The organism is Microbacter margulisiae, from assembly GCF_014192515.1.
GTDB classification, from domain to species: Bacteria; Bacteroidota; Bacteroidia; order Bacteroidales; family Paludibacteraceae; genus Microbacter; species Microbacter margulisiae.
Map to the genome: position 1 here is coordinate 925437 of NZ_JACHYB010000002.1, position 19037 is coordinate 944473.

The 19037-nt window shown below is 42.0% G+C and carries 10 protein-coding genes; 5 read left to right on the plus strand and 5 right to left on the minus strand.

All coding sequences use genetic code 11. The features are described 5' to 3' along the window. Positions 1-82 precede the first annotated feature (82 nt). From FHX64_RS12850 to FHX64_RS12865, 4 genes are all read left to right on the plus strand, one after another. Entirely contained in the window at positions 83-1684 is a 1602-nt protein-coding gene (locus tag FHX64_RS12850) for a GH39 family glycosyl hydrolase (RefSeq protein WP_183414235.1), read from the plus strand. A gap of 117 nt (positions 1685-1801) precedes the next feature. Then, positions 1802-3736: an alpha-L-fucosidase gene (locus FHX64_RS12855; protein ID WP_183414236.1), complete on the plus strand. Its 1935-nt coding sequence runs from the start codon at positions 1802-1804 to the stop codon at positions 3734-3736. Between the two features lie 230 nt (positions 3737-3966). Further along, the gene (locus FHX64_RS12860) at positions 3967-5367 is read left to right on the plus strand and encodes a sialate O-acetylesterase (RefSeq protein ID WP_183414238.1); all 1401 of its coding nucleotides are present in this window, start codon (positions 3967-3969) and stop codon (positions 5365-5367) included. 1153 nt (positions 5368-6520) lie between these two features. Next, positions 6521-7135 (plus strand): hypothetical protein, encoded by a 615-nt coding sequence (locus tag FHX64_RS12865; RefSeq protein ID WP_183414240.1) that lies wholly within the window; start codon positions 6521-6523, stop codon positions 7133-7135. Between the two features lie 143 nt (positions 7136-7278). Here the strand turns inward: FHX64_RS12865 and FHX64_RS12870 are convergent, their stop codons facing one another. From FHX64_RS12870 to FHX64_RS12890, 5 genes are all read right to left on the minus strand, one after another. Continuing rightward, on the minus strand, positions 7279-9705 hold the full coding sequence (locus FHX64_RS12870; protein WP_183414242.1) for a glycoside hydrolase family 2 TIM barrel-domain containing protein: 2427 nt from the start codon (positions 9703-9705) through the stop codon (positions 7279-7281). A gap of 131 nt (positions 9706-9836) precedes the next feature. Further along, a complete protein-coding gene (locus FHX64_RS12875; RefSeq protein WP_183414244.1) occupies positions 9837-10436 on the minus strand; it encodes a hypothetical protein in 600 nt (199 codons plus the stop codon). 224 nt (positions 10437-10660) lie between these two features. Beyond that, a complete protein-coding gene (locus FHX64_RS12880) occupies positions 10661-12112 on the minus strand; it encodes a DUF1593 domain-containing protein (protein ID WP_183414246.1) in 1452 nt (483 codons plus the stop codon). Between the two features lie 166 nt (positions 12113-12278). After that, positions 12279-14678 carry a glycoside hydrolase family 31 protein gene (locus FHX64_RS12885; RefSeq protein WP_183414247.1) on the minus strand — a complete coding sequence of 800 codons (2400 nt, stop codon included), beginning with the start codon at positions 14676-14678 and terminating at the stop codon, positions 12279-12281. 206 nt (positions 14679-14884) lie between these two features. After that, entirely contained in the window at positions 14885-15463 is a 579-nt protein-coding gene (locus FHX64_RS12890) for an RNA polymerase sigma-70 factor (protein ID WP_246392481.1), read from the minus strand. A 318-nt stretch (positions 15464-15781) separates the two neighbouring features. Here FHX64_RS12890 and FHX64_RS12895 point away from each other — a divergent pair, with 318 nt between their 5' ends. After that, complete coding sequence (locus FHX64_RS12895; protein WP_183414249.1) at positions 15782-19012, plus strand: protein O-mannosyl-transferase family; 3231 nt, start codon at positions 15782-15784, stop codon at positions 19010-19012. The last annotated feature ends 25 nt before the right edge of the window (positions 19013-19037 follow it).

A 19037-nucleotide genomic window follows, 5' to 3' on the forward strand; every position in this document is an offset into this window, starting at 1 on the left:
CGAACACGACAAGCAAAACTTGACACACAAGGGAATGTTTATGTGGGAGTTCCATGTGACATTAAAAACAAATTATAAACACATGAAAATACAACTAAAATTATTACTAAGCATTGGAATGCTGTTTGGCATTTTCACCATAATTTCTGCTAAAAATAAATCTTTAGAACAAGGAAATCCTCAGGAAAGGCTTATCCGGATAGATTACAACCAGGTAACAGGGGCTTTCAATACCATGTACAAGGAATGCGTTGGAGCAGGCCGTGCCAACGAAGGATTACGGGCTGACTGGCAGGAACAACTGGCAACGGCAAGAAAAGCATGCGGGTTCAAATACATCCGCATGCACGGGCTGTTGGATGATGACATGGGCGTATACAAGATGGGCAGGAACGGAGAGCCTGAATACAACTATCAATACATCGATGTGTTGTATGACTACTTGTTGAGCATCGGGATGAAACCCTTTGTGGAACTTGGGTTTATGCCTTCAGCCCTGGCCAGTGGCGATAAAACCATATTCTGGTACAGGGGTAATGTGACTCCCCCAAAGGATTATGCAAAGTGGGCAGAGCTGATCCGCCACCTGGTACTCCATTTCACCCAGCGCTACGGAGCCGATGAAGTCAAAACATGGTACTTTGAAGTATGGAATGAGCCCAACCTGTACAATGGGTTCTGGACAGGCAGCCAGGCCGACTATTTCAAATTGTATAAATACACGGCAGAAGCCATCAAAAGCGTCAATAAGGATTACCGGGTCGGAGGCCCCGCCACCGCCGGAGCAGCATGGGTACCTGACATGATAGACTATTGCTACAGGAACCAGGTACCGTTGGATTTTATCAGTACCCACAGCTACGGCGTAAACCAGGGCTATTTAGACCAATACGGCAATACAGGCACCGTATTGAGCAAAGACCCCAAGAGCGTGAGCGGAGACATCATCAAGACCCGGCAACAAATAAGCGAGTCACCCATGCCCCATTTACAACTCCACTATACGGAATGGAGTTCCTCCTATACACCCTCCGATCCCATCCATGACAGCTACCATGAGGCTGCTTATATTCTGGAAAAGATTAAACAGACAGGAGATGCAGCTAATAGCATGTCTTATTGGACCTTCACCGATATCTTTGAAGAAGCAGGGCCAAGATTCAGGCCTTTCCATGGGGGATTTGGGCTGATGAATTATGAAGGCATCAAGAAACCGGCATTTTACGCCTATGACTATCTGAACAAGCTTGGAAAGACAGAACTGGCAGATAAGGACAGCTCCTCCTGGGCATGCAGGGATGACAAGGGTGGTATTCAGGTGCTCTTCTGGAATTACACCTACACCTTACCCGATTCCACCAATGACCAGCAGTATTATATCCGCAACCTGCCCTCCAAGCCGGCCGGAAAGGTCAAAGTGGAACTGACAGATGTTCCCGAAGGCACTTATTGCCTTGAACTCTACCAGATCGGTTATCATGTGAACGATGCCTACACCACCTATCTGGAAATGGGGAAACCGAACCAGTTGACAAGGCAGGAAGTGGCGGCGATAAAACAGATTGATAACGGTTCGCCGGTTCGCAAGGAGATTGTCCAGGTTTCAGCAGGCGGAACATTCTCCCGGGAGCTGAACATGCGGCAAAATGATGTCTATCTGGTAACCCTGAAGAAAGTGAACTAAAAAAACATTTCGCATATTATATTGTTTTTGATTGTATATCAGCCAGTTTTTCCCTTTCGCAAGTTGAATTAAGTATAATGAAAATAACCAATCAGAAACCCAACAAACATATTCATAGTGAACACACCGAAACTTGAATCAGCATTAAAAAAACTATTCATCATAAATCTTTTCTGTTTATTCTCTCTCACCGGAAAATCACAGAACAGCCAAATTAATCTGGTTAATTCCGGTTTTGAAAATAAGAATCTTACCCCTTGGATAATTATTGGTAATGGCGCCACCCTTTCGAATACCACTGTACATTCCGGAAACCAATCGGTGGAAATCAGTGCGGGGACTATCGTCCGGATGCCCATCACACTTAAGCCCTCATCTGTATATGAACTGACCGGATGGCTGAAGACCGAAAGTGGTTCGGGAGAAGTCAAGATAGACATTACCGGGGTGGGAGATCATAATACGGGAGTTTCCAGTGCACTGGCCGACTGGAAAAAAGTAAAACTTAAATTTACAACCGGAGCTGATCAAACTAAAGCTAATGTTGACATCCAAAATCCGGAAAATATTTCAAATCTAAAAGCTTGGGCAGATGATATCAATATAAAATACCTGGGTAAATATGTACCACAATCCATCAAAGGCATCCATCCTTTGTCTCCACGCATCCCCGTAAGCGATCTAGGTATCCGGCAACAAAATAATTCGAAAATGGCTTGGCTTTTGGATGCAAAGTTCGGCATGATGATCCATTGGGGATTATATTCCGGACCAGCCCAGGGAGAATGGTATATGGAAAACAAAGGAATATTGCCTAAAGAATATGATAAGCTTGCTTATCCGGAAAGTGGGAAATTCTATTTTGCGGCAGATAAATTTAATGCCGATCATTGGGCATCCTTAGCCAAGGTGGCAGGAATGAAATTTATGGTCATGGTTACGATGCATCATGAGGGATATGCTCTTTTCAAGACTGCATTCCCGGGCGCCTTCACCAGTGAACAGACCCATCATCGGGATTTTGTAAAAGCCTATGTAAAAGCCTGCCGCAAATATGGATTAAAGGTGGGATTATACAAAACCCTGATCAATTGGCAATATCCCGGTTATTATGATGTTACCGGAACAGACTGCAAGCCGAATACCTTTGGATACACTACCAACATCGCACATAAAGAAAACGCCCGGTTGATGAAGAATGAACTCTATTGCCAGACAAAGGAGTTAATGACCCATTACGGCAAAATTGATTTGCTGTTTTGGGACGGAGGATGGATTGCCCAGCAGGGAACAGATGCCCAGGGAGACTATTTTTGGGAACCGGGAAAATATCTCAATCCAAATAATCCATGGCCGGTAGATCGCAAATATCAGGTTTTGGATAAAACAACAGGGATTCCTTTAGGGTTGATGGGTATTGTTCGGAAGTATCAACCGGATGTCGTAGCCAATTCACGTTCCGGCTGGATTGGCGACTATGCAGTCGAAGAGGGCAGTGCTCCCGTTACGGGCCCGGTTCGATCGGAAGAAGTATGGGTGAAAGCCATGAGTATGTCGCCTGCGTGGGGTTATACGCCTTATGCCAATGATACTGCCCATGTCATTTCCTATGGAAAATTAAAACGAATGATAGCTGACTGTGTGGTTCGCAACATGATACTACTGTTGAATGTCGGCCCCGACAGGCATGGTCAGATACCCGGCTTAGAACAAGATGTACTGAGAAAGACCGGACAATGGCTTAAATACGTAGGCGTTGCTGTTTACGGCACGCGGGGAGGACCATGGAATCCCAAAGATGGCGAATATGGATTTACGTATAAAGGAAATACCATTTATATTTATCTGCTGGACGGATTTAAGGACAAAGAATTTATTGTTCCTCCTCTGAACAAAGGACAAAAGGTAATCAGGGCCTATTCTGTGACAGATGGGAAACCCGTCACTTTTCAACAAAAAGACAACCAGGGTATAGTATTAAAAGATTTTCATAGAGAGGATAAAGAGGTTACGATTTTAGCTATTGAATTAAATAAGCCTGTCTTGCCATAAGTGTTCTATGAAAATGCAGCCTTTAGGTGCAGGAAATTGAGGATTCTTACGAAAAAGATAAATTGGAACTATAGTAAGCAACGGAAATACGTAGTGCCATCAATCTTCCCGGAGTCCATCTACCACATAAAGTCAAATGACTTTACAATATGAGAGTGTGCCTGGCTAACCTTACACCCTGCTCAACGGAGGGCGCTCTCCGTTGAGTGTTATAAAAACAAAGCACAAACATGAAAAACATTTTCCTTACTATTTGTCTGTTATTGGCAGTGCATTATACGAGCGCCAGAGTGCAACCGAACAGCCTGTTTAGTGATCACATGGTTTTACAGAAAGGAGTACCTGTGCCAATATGGGGAACTGCCGATAACGAAACCCGGATAACGGTAAAATTTAATGGACAGACCGTTTCCACCATAGCCCAACATGGCAAATGGATGGTAAAACTATCTCCTATGAATTATCTTTTTACTCCATCATCCATGGTCATCACAGGAGAACAAGACACGGTTACTATTCACGATATATTGGTAGGAGAAGTCTGGCTGTGTAGCGGACAATCAAATATGGAACGACAATTGGGGCCACGTCCGCCGCAACCTTTGATTGATCATTGGGAACAAGAACGGGATGCAGCCAACTATCCATTGATCAGAGAATTTTATGTGCCTGAAAAATATGCATCGAAAACTATCAATGACGTGCATGGCAACTGGACGGTTTGTTCTCCTAAAACTGTAACAAACTTTTCGGCTGTAGGGTATCTTTTTGCCCGAGATCTCTATCAACAGTTGAAAGTTCCTGTCGGTATTCTTTTTTCAGCCTATGGAGGAACTCCTGCCGAAGACTGGACAAGTAAAGCTGCCTTAGATGGCAATCCGGAACTTAAACATCTGGCAGAACATTACGATTCGGTTATGGATGCGCACTGGCATCCGGAGGGTGAAGTCATGAACGGATTGTACAATGGAATGATCTACCCGCTTATTCCTTTTGCTGTAAAAGGAGTAGCATGGTATCAGGGAGAAAACAACAGTTGGCGCCCCAGGCAGTATGCCATTGTGCTGGCAAATATGATTAAAGACTGGCGGCAAGATTTTCATCAGGGCAATTTCCCATTTCTGATCGTTCAGATAACTCCCAACAAAGACATGGTTCCCGAATTAAGGGAATCTCAATTCAAAGTATCTCAAAAGATAAAAAATACAGCTTTGATCGTGACCACTGACTGTGGGGATGCCAATCAGATCCATTCTCCACACAAACAACCGGTAGGTGAAAGACTAGCCCTTGCCGCCAGAGCACTGGCCTACAAAGAAAAAATTGAGTATTCGGGGCCTACTTTCCATTCGTTCAAAATTGAAAAGAATAAAATTATTCTCCATTTCACCCACACTGGAGAAGGGTTATCCACCAAAGGAACCGGAGTATTGAGAGGATTTACCATTGCTGGAAACAATAATCGTTTCGTGCCGGCAACTGCAATAATGAAAGACCGGGAAGTGATAGTGTACAGCAATCAGATTCAGAACCCTGTTGCTGCACGGTATGGATGGGCAAATGTTCCTGATGTCAATTTATATAACAGCGAAGGACTTCCTGCCTCGCCTTTCAGTACAGATAGTAATTAAAGATGTTTATGACCGAAGAAAATAATAGTTCTATCTAACGGTTACAACAAACATCTTCTGATTTTTAGCTGCAAAAGCAAAACAAGTTTCACCCTAAAACTGAAATTATAACCAGGAGAAATTACGATCTACCCTGGATTCTCTTAAGATTGCAGTACTGCGTTTCGTTTTTCGTGTTATTTCTTCTTTCGTTTTCAATTCTTTACAACTTATCCTTCCAAATTAAATCCTGCTCTGTTGCCTCATCCATGCCGGGTTCGAGGTGTCGCTCATTGTGGCATTGCTCAACATCAAAAAAAGAATCGCTTTATGTGTTCCGGTCGAACATCAGGAAGAAGCTGGAACTGGATAAAGATGAGAATCTCTCCTCATTTCTTGCCAAAAAACAGGTGCCTTTTCAGGGCAATTTATAGGGCTTTTTGATCAGTTAATATGCTTACATTTTCAAAAGCCTGTATTTGATTGAATATTAACTAAATGCGAATCGTTAAATAACGCAAAGTTAATATGTCGGTTTTTTTGAACTGTACAGTCCAACTCTGTTATTATCCCTTACTTTGTGGCGCCCACCCATTCAAAATCAAATACTATGAGCGCTGCTTATTTTTATCCAGAATCTGCTTTACTGCCATTTCGTTCGATTATTCATCCGATGCAACAGATGAATATTGTTCCCGATATAAACCGGCAAACATCAATATCCATTGCTATGCTTCTCCGCACAGTCCGGGTCTTACAAAATGACATAGCTTTTATGCAATCCGGGATTTACCCTATGCAATGTTACACAGACTCTGTGCAACGTGGAATTCACCCTGTGTCATGTTACACAGGTGCAATGCAACGTAACATTTACACTGTACCATGTTACCCAGATACAATACCACGTAACATTAACCTTATGCAGCGTTCCATAAGAACTGTGCAACGTGGAATTTATCTTATGCAATGTTCTACTGACATTATACAACATGGAATTTTCCTTGTGCACCATTACATCGGTAGTATGCAACGTGGAATTCACCCTGTGCAACGTTGCACAGACCTTATACAACGTCGCACAGACAGTTTACATTCTATGCTTTACATCATGGGCAGTGATACACATAGCGTTCTTATAAACAATCAATTATTCACTTAAATTTTTATTTTTATGAAGAAAATCAGAGCACTTTACGACTTTATCCGGTTTCCTATTCCGGTAAAAATCACGTTTTGTTCCAGCGTGCTTGAACAACTCACAGGAAATATTTTATTCCCGGAACCTGATGTTCCCCTCGCTGAAGCCAAGACAAAGGTAGATAAGTTAAATACTACCTACCTGGCGTCCAAAGACGGAAGTCATACGGCAGTCTCGGCCATGCATGATGCAGAAGAAGAGGTCGATTATGATTTCCGCATTTTGGCTGCTTATGTGAACCGGATTGCCAATGGTGATGAAACAGCTATTTTAAGCAGCGGTTTTCATATCATGAAGCAACCTGTTTCGATTCAGAAACCGGTTTTGGCAGCCATTGACGGTGACAATTCCGGTTATGTTTACCTGATAGCAAAAGCCGTCAGTACCGCAGGTTCTTATATCTGGCAGATGGCAAAGGATAAATTGCCCGAAACGGAAGAGGGATGGTCAATTGCCGGTTATAGCACACAGGCCTATTTTCAGGTGAAAGGGTTGGACGTAGCTGCCAGGTATTACTTCAGGATGGCTGCCATCACTCCTACAAAAACCACCGATTACACTCCTGCCGTAATGAAAGTGGTGATGTAGGAAAGAACAGAAAAAAAATAAAAAGATAAGAACGCACGAATTTTTTTTCTGTTCTTGCTGTTTTACTGATCGGATGACTGAGAGTCATCCGGTCAGTTTGCTTGTATGATTTTTATTCTATGGCTCTAATAAACATTTTGAGTTTATGGGTTGTGAGCCATCTGTTTCTTTGTCTTGATAACCAAGAAAGCATCAGGCATTCCTGCCGAGCTTACTGTAAGTCTTATATTGCCTGGCTTTCGGGTACTTTTAACCACCACAAGAGCACGTCCATGCCATGCTTTTCGGGTGAGACCTGCATATGGATCAGGATCTTGTAAATTGGCATTCGCTACACCGGCAATAACTCCCTGCCCTGCAATCTTACATTGTAACCTGTTACCGGCGTTGGGTTGGGGAACTCCGTTTTTGTCCGTTATCTCGATAGTGATAAACGACAGATCTTCTCCATTGGCCAATAATGTCTTTCGATCGGGAATGAGTTGTATTTTTGCCGGCGCTCCGGCTGTCCTTAAAGTTTTTGATTCCGTTTCTTGATTCCCCATAACGCCTACTGCCTTCAATACACCGGGAGTATACGGAACGGGAAAGGTGGCTTTAAATTCCTGTGCCTGGGTTGTCGGCTTCTCCCCGATAAGCTTATTGTTGAGATATAATCTGACCCGGGGGTATTTAGAATATACTTCAACTTGCAATGTTTTTCCTTCATATCCCGGCCATGTCCAACTTTCCCAGGTAGGCCAGACTGCCCATGAGGTTAGTTGAATCTCACCACTGGCAGGATTGGGTTCCTGAACTGCAAGGTATAGCTTCTCGGTGTTGTTCCACAAAATATCGCGATAGTGGGAGACTGGCTTTCTCCATCCTGTAAGGTCTATATCGCCGCAATAGGAACCATGCCAGGGGAATAAATTCGCTTCCCAGGATTCTCCTTTGGGTTCCCAGGGATAATAGTATCGCCCGATGCCCGATTCTCCCAGATAGTCCATGGCTGTCCATACAAAATCTCCTATAATATATGGATGGCTATGCACCATATCCCAGTTCTTAAAAGCATCTTTGGGATAGGATTCGGTTTGAACGATAACACGGGAAGGAACGCGCTGATGGTCGGAAGGGGCACGGAATAGCTCGTAGTTATATCCGCAAATGTCAAGTGTAGCCATCAGTGAATCTAATATTGCCCATTTATTGTCCCAGGTTGGTATCGCAGAGGTAACCGGACGTGTCGGATCCATCTTGTGTATGGCGCCAACGAGCATCTTGGCCGTTTGAATGGCTTCGGGCGATTCCCTTTCGATGATCTCGTTCCCTATGCTCCACATAATTACTGAAGGATGGTTACGGTCGCGCAATACCATTGCTGCAAGATCGCGTTGATTCCACTGGTCAAAGAAACGGGCATAGTCATATTTATTTTTTCCTACACGCCAACAATCGAATGCCTCGTCTACAACCATTAGCCCCAACTTGTCACATGCATTCAGAAAAGCTTCCGAAGGTGGATTGTGTGCCGTACGTACTGCATTAAACCCGGCTGACTTCAGCAACTCTATCTTTCTTTCTTCTGCCCTGTCATAGGCGGCAGCTCCCAGGCAGCCATTATCGTCATGCACGCATCCTCCGTCAAGCTTTATGGAATTCCCGTTGAGCTGCAGGCCCTTTTCTGCTGAATAGGTTATCGAACGAATGCCAAATGTCTTCTGTAATCGTCCTATGATTTTGTCTCCCTGCTTAAGATTAAATGCCGCCTGATACAGACTGGGCGTTTCGGGGCTCCAGAGCAGGGGTTTGTGTACGGTTATGGCCTGGGATACTTCCTTTTCTTCGTTCGCCTGTAAATGTACAGATACCTGATTCTCTCCTGCCATCTTATTGTGTTTGTCGGTTAGATGGGTAGTGAGCATAATGGTCTGCGGTTTGCCTGTTTCGTTTTTTATGCAGGTTTTTATCCGGACGATTGCTTGTTGGGAAGAGACCTCCGGTGTTGTTATTTCCACTCCCCAGTGGGCTATGTGTACCGGGTTGGCCTTTATTAACCATACATGCCGGTAGATGCCTGAACCGCTATACCAGCGGCAATTCACTTGTTGGGAATTATCCACCCGCACGGCAATAATGTTTTTCTTGTTGTACTTCAGATAGGGGGTAAGGTCGTAAGCAAACGAGGTGAAGCCATAGGGATGGACTCCCAGAAGTTGACCATTAACAAACACTTTGGAATCCATATAGACTCCTTCGAAATATATAGATACTTCTTCTCCCTGCCACGTTGAAGGCACATAAAATTCCTTACGGTACCAGCCTATCCCGGTTGGGAAATATCCTCCGGCTTCTCCGGAGGGATTGTTTTTATCTATTTTACCTTCAATGCTCCAGTCATGGGGTAAATTCAATGTTCTCCAATGGCTGTCGTTAAAATCAGTGTTACTGGCAGCCGGAGAATCGCCTAACGCAAACTTCCAATGATAATCAAAGAGCTGTTTGCGTTGCGCATACTGCTGTCCCTCTACTTGGAAGGCAAATAATAGTAGAAACAAAAACGGAAAGATACAAGATCTGTTTTTCATGGTATATATCACTAATAATAGATTGATTTGATCAAATATTCATTAAAGCCGAATCTTTACTTCACTCAAAGCTTTTCGAATACAAATATACACCTCTGTGTGTGTATATTAAAATCGAAGCTTTATATCATTCAAAACCGGTAAGATAATGTCAGGTTTGCTGTATTATTCAGATTAAAAGCAAACTTAGAAGTTCTCGTTTTGGTTGTGGTTCCATTACCCATGGTTTTATTTATTATGTAGGAATACATAACATTAGGCTCCACTTCTGCATCTAAATAGATAGTAGAACTTATTTTATAGCTTAATCCCAGTACGACGCCTAACCCGCCATTCACCTGGAATATTGTGTTTTTCCAACTATTTTCATTGTTAGTATAGGAATAATTAAACGAAGGTAGTAATTCAAGCCCATCATAAAATGAGAGGCTATTGTTAATCGGTTTCCGCTTTTCAAATCCTATAGCAAAACCGAATCCGGCCCCTGAATTTAAAGATCCTGAAGAGCTTGGAGTATCTTTCGCATACGATCCATTCAATACAAGTCCAGTGATACGGTAAAGGGTCGTATCATTTCCCCATTTATACCTCAATCCAAAATAATTCAGATTATTAAAACTAATTCCTATCTCATGAATAGGGGCAGGTTGAACATCTTGCGCCTGCAAGCAAAAAGGAGCAATAATAGATACTCCTACTAAAATGAAGACTCTGCTGATGAATTTTTTCATGTGGAAATAAATTTATTTAGTATGACTGATTGACATATATACCCCAGGTACTATTTCCCAAATTTCAGTTTTTAGAATGACATGAGGATAATGTTCTTTGACAATATTTGATGTGACATAAAAAATTGAATTACCAGAATCAATGATTGATACTTTAAATGTGTCCTTTGTCTTAATTGACCTTACGACTGAAAAACTTTTCTTTTTTACCTAGAGTTGTGCTTTTACCTTGGTAGTATAGTCACAAAGACTCTTTTATATCTTGATAATGGAGGTGTACCTTTGTCTGTGACTCTCAAAATAAATTGAACAGTTACTTTTTTGTTAACCTCTGGTGCTATGGCATAGACGCTATGACTATTTTCAGCTCCGAGAATTTTTATCGTTTTTTTATATGATCCGGCTTCCGGATAGTCAAACCACAGATAACTAAGGTTATCTCCGTCAGGATCGGTTGCTGTGGCATCCAAATTAAAGCCTTCCCCCGATTTTACAATTATATGCTCCGGTACCAATAACCTAGGAACTGGGGGATGATTTGCTTGTCTATATGATTCTGTACACCAGCCCATCCGAGCAGCAAAATCATTCTGAAAATCATCCCGCCACCGGAATAAGGTTGCTTTATTACTGGTAAATGTAACAGTGTCCAATCGAACTGTTCGTCCATATTCACTACGAATATATGGTGTATATTTGTCAACTGCATTTGTCCATATCTCTCTGGGTTCAGGTTCATTCGGCACACCTGAACTTCCCCTTTTAAGAGAATCAAATTTAGGCTTATATAATTCGTAACGGCCGCCCCAGCCACCCCAATCAGGATGTTCCGGATAATTTAATCCGTTTGGAATTAAATTCAACCACGATGGGGTATCGCCTTCCATTCCCCATGAAACATCAGGATATGCAGCTCCAAGAGCACCATGACCTTGTTGAACATTTTTAGCCAGCCAAGTGTTACTTATCACTTCATTATTTATTCCTTTTATATAACTATTAATTGCACTCCATGTTGCGCTTCCGTAATCATCTCCAGGACTTACAATGTAAAATAAATTGGGAAACTTTTTCCTAAGCCAAATGCCGCTGTCGTCCTGATCGGATATGGTATAAACTCTTAGTTTAGCGATCAACTGATTTACTTCTTTTTCTGATTTTGTCTTGCTAATATCATACAACGCCTGAGCAAGAGTATTCACTCCTCCCCACACGCATATCCATAAAGGGCGATCATCTTTTTCTTCAAGAACTTTAATTATTAATTTGGATCCCGGAGAGTCTTTTCCTTTGCCGACGCCTTGCATGCCGTATGCTGCTATGCCATGTGTTACTTCTTTTAACAGCGATTCTGCACTCGGAAATCCGGATTCATTTTGATTAAGATTAGGCTGTACTTTACCATAAGCCTGAACTATGCTTCTGATATATTCGGGATGTGTTACCGTTTTTTGCCAACAAGATGTCGTAGCAATTAATCCGTCAATTTCAATCTCATTTGAATATAAAAGTAAATGAACCATTGATTCGGAATCATCTGGGTCTGCTCCGATATCTGATAATATTATTACTCTATTTTGGCGATTTACATCCGTATATCTTTGATTTGCCTTTACAAAAGCAGAACAGGACAAACCCACTATAGAAAATAAAACTAAACAAACAACAGTCTTCATATCTATATTTTTAACTCCTTATTATAAATAGACACCCAAACAACATTATACCCCTAAATAAAAATTAATAATGCGGGTCAGTTGACCCGCATTATTAACAGGAAAATCCATATCTGTTTTTCCTTCAGAAAAGATTATCCTTTTCTATCCCAAAAATTCACTTGGCTTACAATTTGATGGTCTGTTCAGCGCCATTGTATTGAACGGTCTTATCGGGATCTTTGGTTATTGCAACACCTGTTCCCTTTGCCGGAGTAACAATGATAATATGGAATGTCCGGTTTTGCAACATGCCCGGAAAACTTCCCTGCCGCTTGCCAATGATCAATTCGTGTCTGGCATCGTTCCATTTGAAAGAAATAGTGGCATAAACGCCTTTTTCATAATCATAGGTATTGTTTTCATCTTCGTAAAGCACGAAACTTCCGTCAGCACCAGGGTAGATACGAATCTCGAGCGGATTAGCAGGTTTCTCAGTTGCGTATTGCAGGAATGGCCCCATAGGGACTATCGATCCGGCTTTCATGAAGAGTGGCAATGTTTCAATAGGCGCTTTGGCATCAATCGTCTGTCCTCCTTGATATTTCTCTCCTGTCCAGAAATCATACCAGATAGTCTCTTTGGGAAGATACACTTTCCGGGTGTCTTCCATTTTGGTGCCATTTTCCTGACCCATCATGCTATAGGTGACCGGGTTTACAAGGAAAGCTGGCCCAAACATATATTCATCGGGAATAGAGTCAATCGCGGCATCATTTTTGAAATCAAATGCAAGTGCACGCATGATAGTGTAGCCCTGATGAGTCACTTTCCATCCAAGCGAATAGATGTAAGGCATCAACCGGTAACGCAGGTTGTCGTAATTCAGCAGGATGGCTTTCGTTTTTGCATCCCAGTTATCGGAATATAAAGCTCTTTCTCCTTTCCCGTGGATACGGAAGATCGGACAGAATGTGCCAAACTGAAACCATCGCGTAAACAATTCACGGTTGGCAGGCGTTGACCAGTCGGGAGCTGCCCAATTTAAGTGGTAACCGCCAATGTCAGATGTCCAGTAAGGGATTCCCGAAGCGCAGGCATTGATTCCCTGTGGCACCTGGCTCTTGAAAGCTCTCCAGGTGCAGGTGACATCCGATGACCATAAGGTGGTGGCATTTCGTTGTTGCCCGGCAAAAGCCTGACGTACCAGGAAAAAAGCCCGCTTTCCGGGGATATCTTTTCTCCAGTTGGTGTATAATCCGGTGGTATGCATTAATGAATAGGTGTTGAAGTAATCAATTCCTTTTCCAATAGCAAAGTTGCATGTCTTCCGCAATGCTATGCGGTCATTCCCCACGTCGGGTTCGCACTGATCTACCCACCAGGCATCCCATCCATCACGGGATATCAATTGACTGTTGGCCTTGTTCCAATACATCGTTCTTGCTTTTTTGCTATAAACATCATAATAATAATCCCAGTGATTGGTTACCACATTTTTCCAATCCAACGTAGTTAAATTACCGGCATCAAGCATGGCTTTATAATTGGCAGAACCTTTTCCGAAAACAGGCCAGATAGAGATCATCGCGTGAATATGGGCCTTATGTAACTCATTAACCATTTCTTTGGGATTGGGATACCTTTCCGCATACATTACATTGGAACCAATCGGCTCGGGCTCCCAGTAATACCAGTCCTGAACAATGCAGTCTACCGGAATATGATTATTGCGGTAATTGTCCTTTACGGATAATACTTCTGCCTGGCTTTTGTACCTGTCCTGTGACTGAAAGAGTCCGAACGCCCATTTTGGAAACATGGGAGCTTCCCCGGTAGCAATGCGGTAAGATGCGACAACTTTGTCAAGGCTTGGCCCGTACATAAAGTAGTAATCTACCATTTTGCCGCTTTCGGAAACATATTTATACTTGGTATTATGATCCAGTTTTCCATAAAAATCTGATGCCGAATAGTTATCCCACATCAGGCCGTACCCTTTATTGGACAGAAGAACAGGAATGGCTCCGGTCAAATACATAATGGCCAATGACTGGTTGCGCCCTTTGTAGTCAATGGAAAGCGTATCCGTCGGATGACATCCCAGCCCATAAAGCGCTTCGTTTGACGGAGAATTAAATTCCGTACTGCAATTATACGTTGCAATTCCGTCGATGGTAGCGGGATTCATGGTTGTTCCGTTAGCGCCATCCTCGCTCAGAATCAAATCTCCCTGAAGATTAAAAAACTGAATTCCGTTGGTAGCTTTATCAACATGAACAACCAGATTCCGGGTAGAGATAACAATCTCATTTTTTGTCTCGGAAACCTTAAACTGAGGGTGCGTTTCCCATGGATTGACAACAACCAGTGATTTCTTAACCGGGAGGGTTTTAAAAATGGTATATCTGACTTCAACCATGTTGTCCAGGCAGATATTTACTTTCATCGTTCCTTTATCCAGCTTAAACAGGACTCCGTCGTTTTCTTTCTGGAAAGAAGTTACGGATGCCTTTGCAGGATTGGGAACAGCAATAGCAAACATTAAGGCAATGCTTGCAAGAATCTTTGAGGTCATTCGTGTCATAGAATATAGGGTTAAGTTACACATTAATGATTTACATGTTCTTTGGAAGAAATAAACCGGCATCAAATGCAAAGCAAGTTATATGGCTTCTGATTATTTTATTGGCGTCACAATGGGCACCTATATCATAGACACCTCAACAGGCGAAAATCCCCAAAAGCCATCGAAAAAAAATAGAATAAAATGATATCAGCGCTATATCATGTTTATCCACAGTGATAATTTGAGGCAAAGTGATCACGGATTTTTCGCAATGCGATACTCATTTGTGACTCTACTGTTTTAATTGAGATATTCAGTGAATCTGCTATTTGCCGATATGTAAGTTGTTCTTTCCGGCTAAGATCAAAGATCTGACGGCAACGTGTGGGTAAATTTTCAATTGCTATTTGTAGTTGAGGAATCAACTCGTCGTAATTCAAAACGTCATTGCCCTGTTTTTGCAGAAGCTCTTCCTCAGACCATGCCTCCAAAAATGTAGCCTGACGTTGTCTATCGCGAAGGTAATTCAATGCACGATAACGTGCTGCAGAAAAAAGATAGGTTTTAATATGCTCAATGTGCAGACGATCCCGATCTTCCCAGAGGGTTACAAACACATCTTGCACAATTTCTTCAATAGCCTGTGCATCACGTGTATAGTAATTCAACGATCGGCATAAAGGTTCGTAATAGAGATCAAACAACTTACGAAACGACTTTGGAGTGATCGCAAAGAACACCGCGTCTTCCATAGCAAAGATTAGATTATAGGGGCAAACATAGGCATAATTTTTCGATATCATTACAGGCAGATTCAAATTTAAGAAGCACATCATTTACCTTATTGTCCATTCTTATATATAGTTGTAGTGCTGTTATCCCTGCAATAATACCACCTTCCCATTCGTTTTATTGTCAAATTGTACAATATGATCATAAACAATAATTAAGCAGGCACAGACAATCCATTAACATTGACAAACTATTTTACAATCCAAACAAAAGGGAACTTATTTCCTGCAATATCAGTCTGAATAATTTTCAAATGCAAACAGAATTATTTTGTATCTTTGCCAGCATAAAAAGTATAATCACAAATTGATAAGCCTAAATTGTCTCTTATGAAGCGTTTTAAACGGATCAATGTCCTGCTGGGATGGATGGTTTTTATCATCGCGGCTATTGTCTATCTGCTTACAATGGAACCAACAGTAAGCTTTTGGGACTGCCCGGAATTCATTACTACTGCATACAAACTAGAAATTGGACATCCACCCGGATATCCGTTTTTTTCGTTAGTAGGTCACTTATTTTCACTGTTTGCATCTGATCCTGCACACGTAAGTACCTGGGTCAACAGAATCTCTGTTTTAAATAGCGCCGGTGCAGTATTATTCCTGTTCTGGACGATTACGATTCTTGCCCGTAAACTTTTAATCAAGAATGAAGAAGATTACACCATGGGCAAAATGCTCACCATCTGGGGTGCGGGATTAGTAGGTGCTCTGGCTTTTGCCTTTACTGATTCTTTCTGGTTTTCAGCTACCGAAACAGACGTATTCAGTTTTGCAGCGTTATCTACAGCATTCAGTTTCTGGGCAATGTTGCGATGGTCGGAAGTCGCTGACGAGCCTCACTCTGATCGTTGGTTATTATTGATTGCTTATGCCATAGGGATTTCTATTGGTGTTCATCTCTTGAGTTTGTTGACTATTCCGGCATTAGTAATGATATTTTATTTCCGGAAACATCAACATACTAGAAAAAGCGCTTTCATAGCCTTTTTGGTTGCGATTTCCATTTTAGCCGCCGTCTTTTATGGCATGATTCCAAGTTTCTTCTGGCTATCCAGCTTTTTGGAACTTTTCTTTGTCAACACATTAGGATTACCTTTCAACAGCGGCGTCATCGCTTATGCCATCATTGTAGCCATTGTGTTTATCTGGGCAATTTATGCAACACAAAAAGGAAAAAACGAAGCGCAGGCTCGTTTTGCTTTTATTCTTGCCATTGCTCTTTCCGGGGTTCCCTTCCTAGGAAAAAGTGTCTGGGTAGCCGTTATCATTCTTTTCCTGTTGGTATATCTTCTCTTGGTCAAGAAAGTTCGTGTATCCCGTCGGATATTAAACCTGATTATTCTTGCACTTGCAATGATTCTGATCGGATATTCACAATTTACAATTGTGTTGATTCGTTCTTCGGCCCAACCTCCTATGGATGAAGATGCTCCGAGCGATGTGTTTGCTCTGATGAGTTACCAAAGCCGCGAACAGTACGGAGATGTCCATCCTATATTCTATGGTCCAATGTATACTGCCGATTATAAATATCAGCCGGCCGGCAACGGTATGTGTGCTCCAGTTCAAAAAAACGGAAGTCCTATCTGGAATAAGAAGCCCAAAACACATCCGGGAGATAAAGATCAGTATATTATCACAGGATATAAACAAACGCCTGTGTATGATCCTGTTTTCTATATGTTTTTCCCCCGTATGTTCAGTGACCAACCAAACCATGTGCAAGCTTACGAATCGTGGGTTGGAAAACCAGCGCTCAATGTAGATTATTCACCTTGCGGACAAGATGCCGTTGGTAAAATGCCAACATTTGGGCAAAATCTGAAGTTCTTCCTGAGTTACCAGCTAGATTTCATGTATTTCCGCTATTTCATGTGGAACTTTAGTGGTAGGCAAAATGATAAACAGTCCTATGGCGAAATCGATCGCGGTAACTGGATCACCGGCTTCAATTTTATCGACAACTGGTTGGTAGGAAATCAAAGTACTTTGCCTAAAGATATGAAAAACAACAAAGGGCGCCATACTTACTTCATGCTTCCTTTAATAATGGGAATTATAGGGCTGCTCTTTTTGTTAATGTATGCGGGCAAAGAAGGGAAACAAACCTTCTGGATCGTATTTACGCTCTTCTTCATGACGGGTGTTGCAATCATTATCTATCTGAATCAAACGCCATTACAGCCTCGTGAACGAGATTATTCTTACACAGGATCGTTCTACGCGTTCTGTATATTCATAGGATTCGGAGTGTTGGCTATTGCAAATTATCTGCGCAATAAGCTAGCATCATCGCCAAGTGCGATTCTTGCAACTGTTATCGGATTAATTGTGCCAGCCATTTTAATTTCACAAAACTGGAAAAGTAACGATAGATCCGATCGTTACACAGCGCGTGATTTTGGCGCCAACTATCTGAATTCACTGGCACCCAATGCAATTATCTTTACTAATGGCGATAATGACACGTTCCCACTATGGTATAGTATCGAAGTGGAAGGACTCCGGCGCGATGTACGTGTATGTAATCTAAGTTATTTACAAACAGACTGGTACATCGATCAAATGAAACGTCCTGTATATTCCTCTGCACCGCTTCCTATTTCATGGACGCCGGCACAATATGCAGAAGGAAATCACGATGTGGCTTATGTTGCTAATCCTAAGGATACCACTAAAATTGATCTTTCGCTGGCCTTGCAATTCATCCTGAGCAAGAATCCTCAAACAAAAGATCCATTAGGGCACGACATATTCCCAACTTCTCATTTGGTATTGAAAGTAAATAAAGATGAAGTGCTTCGTACCCATACGGTGGATTCAACCCTGGCAAATCAGATTGTTCCTGAAATGAATATAACGCTGAGACGTCAGGTTACGAAAGCCGATATGATGATTCTCGACATGTTGCAAACCAACCATTGGAAACGTCCGATCTATTTTGCCAACACGGTAGGCAATGATATGTATCTGGGATTAAGCAACTATTTCCAACAGGAAGGTATCGCACAACGTATTGTCCCGATCTGGAAAGATGGCGGCTCAGTGAATACCAAAGCGATGTATGACAATATGATGCATAAATTCCGTTGGGGGGATATTCAGAATCCGAAAGTCTATCTGGATGAAAATATTTTACGGATGTGCACCACATTCCGGATGCAATTCGGAGTGTTAGCCGAAGGATTAATAGCAGAAAATAAACGTGATTCTGCTCTACAGGTGCTGAATTATGCCATGAAAGTAATTCCTCCGACAACAGTACCTAACGACTATTTCTCAACATTCCTGGCCGGATCATATTATGAATTAGGGAAGATGCCACAGGGAGATGCTATTCTTGATGACGTAGCAAACGAAAGTTCACAAAACTTAACCTGGTATGCTGCTCTGACAAACAACCAGATGAATACAGTTACAGAACAAATATCAACTAATTTGGCTGCTTTGCGCAACGCATTGTATTACTTCCATCAATACAACAGAAAAGCTTTGTTTGATAAGTATTATGCTAAGTTTGTGCAATTTGCCACTGAATTTCATGTTCAATCTTAAAAAGGAAAGTTGTCGGCTATAAGCC

Bases quoted from the DNA above. Each gene is read 5' to 3' on its own strand.
- FHX64_RS12850 (WP_183414235.1), top strand. From the start codon at position 83: ATGAAAATACAACTAAAATTATTACTAAGCATTGGAATGCTGTTTGGC.
- FHX64_RS12860 (WP_183414238.1), top strand. From the start codon at position 3,967: ATGAAAAACATTTTCCTTACTATTTGTCTGTTATTGGCAGTGCATTAT.
- FHX64_RS12865 (WP_183414240.1), top strand. From the start codon at position 6,521: ATGAAGAAAATCAGAGCACTTTACGACTTTATCCGGTTTCCTATTCCG.
- FHX64_RS12870 (WP_183414242.1), bottom strand. From the start codon at position 9,705: ATGAAAAACAGATCTTGTATCTTTCCGTTTTTGTTTCTACTATTATTT.
- FHX64_RS12875 (WP_183414244.1), bottom strand. From the start codon at position 10,436: ATGAAAAAATTCATCAGCAGAGTCTTCATTTTAGTAGGAGTATCTATT.
- FHX64_RS12880 (WP_183414246.1), bottom strand. From the start codon at position 12,112: ATGAAGACTGTTGTTTGTTTAGTTTTATTTTCTATAGTGGGTTTGTCC.
- FHX64_RS12885 (WP_183414247.1), bottom strand. From the start codon at position 14,678: ATGACACGAATGACCTCAAAGATTCTTGCAAGCATTGCCTTAATGTTT.
- FHX64_RS12890 (WP_246392481.1), bottom strand. From the start codon at position 15,463: ATGATATCGAAAAATTATGCCTATGTTTGCCCCTATAATCTAATCTTT.
- FHX64_RS12895 (WP_183414249.1), top strand. From the start codon at position 15,782: ATGAAGCGTTTTAAACGGATCAATGTCCTGCTGGGATGGATGGTTTTT.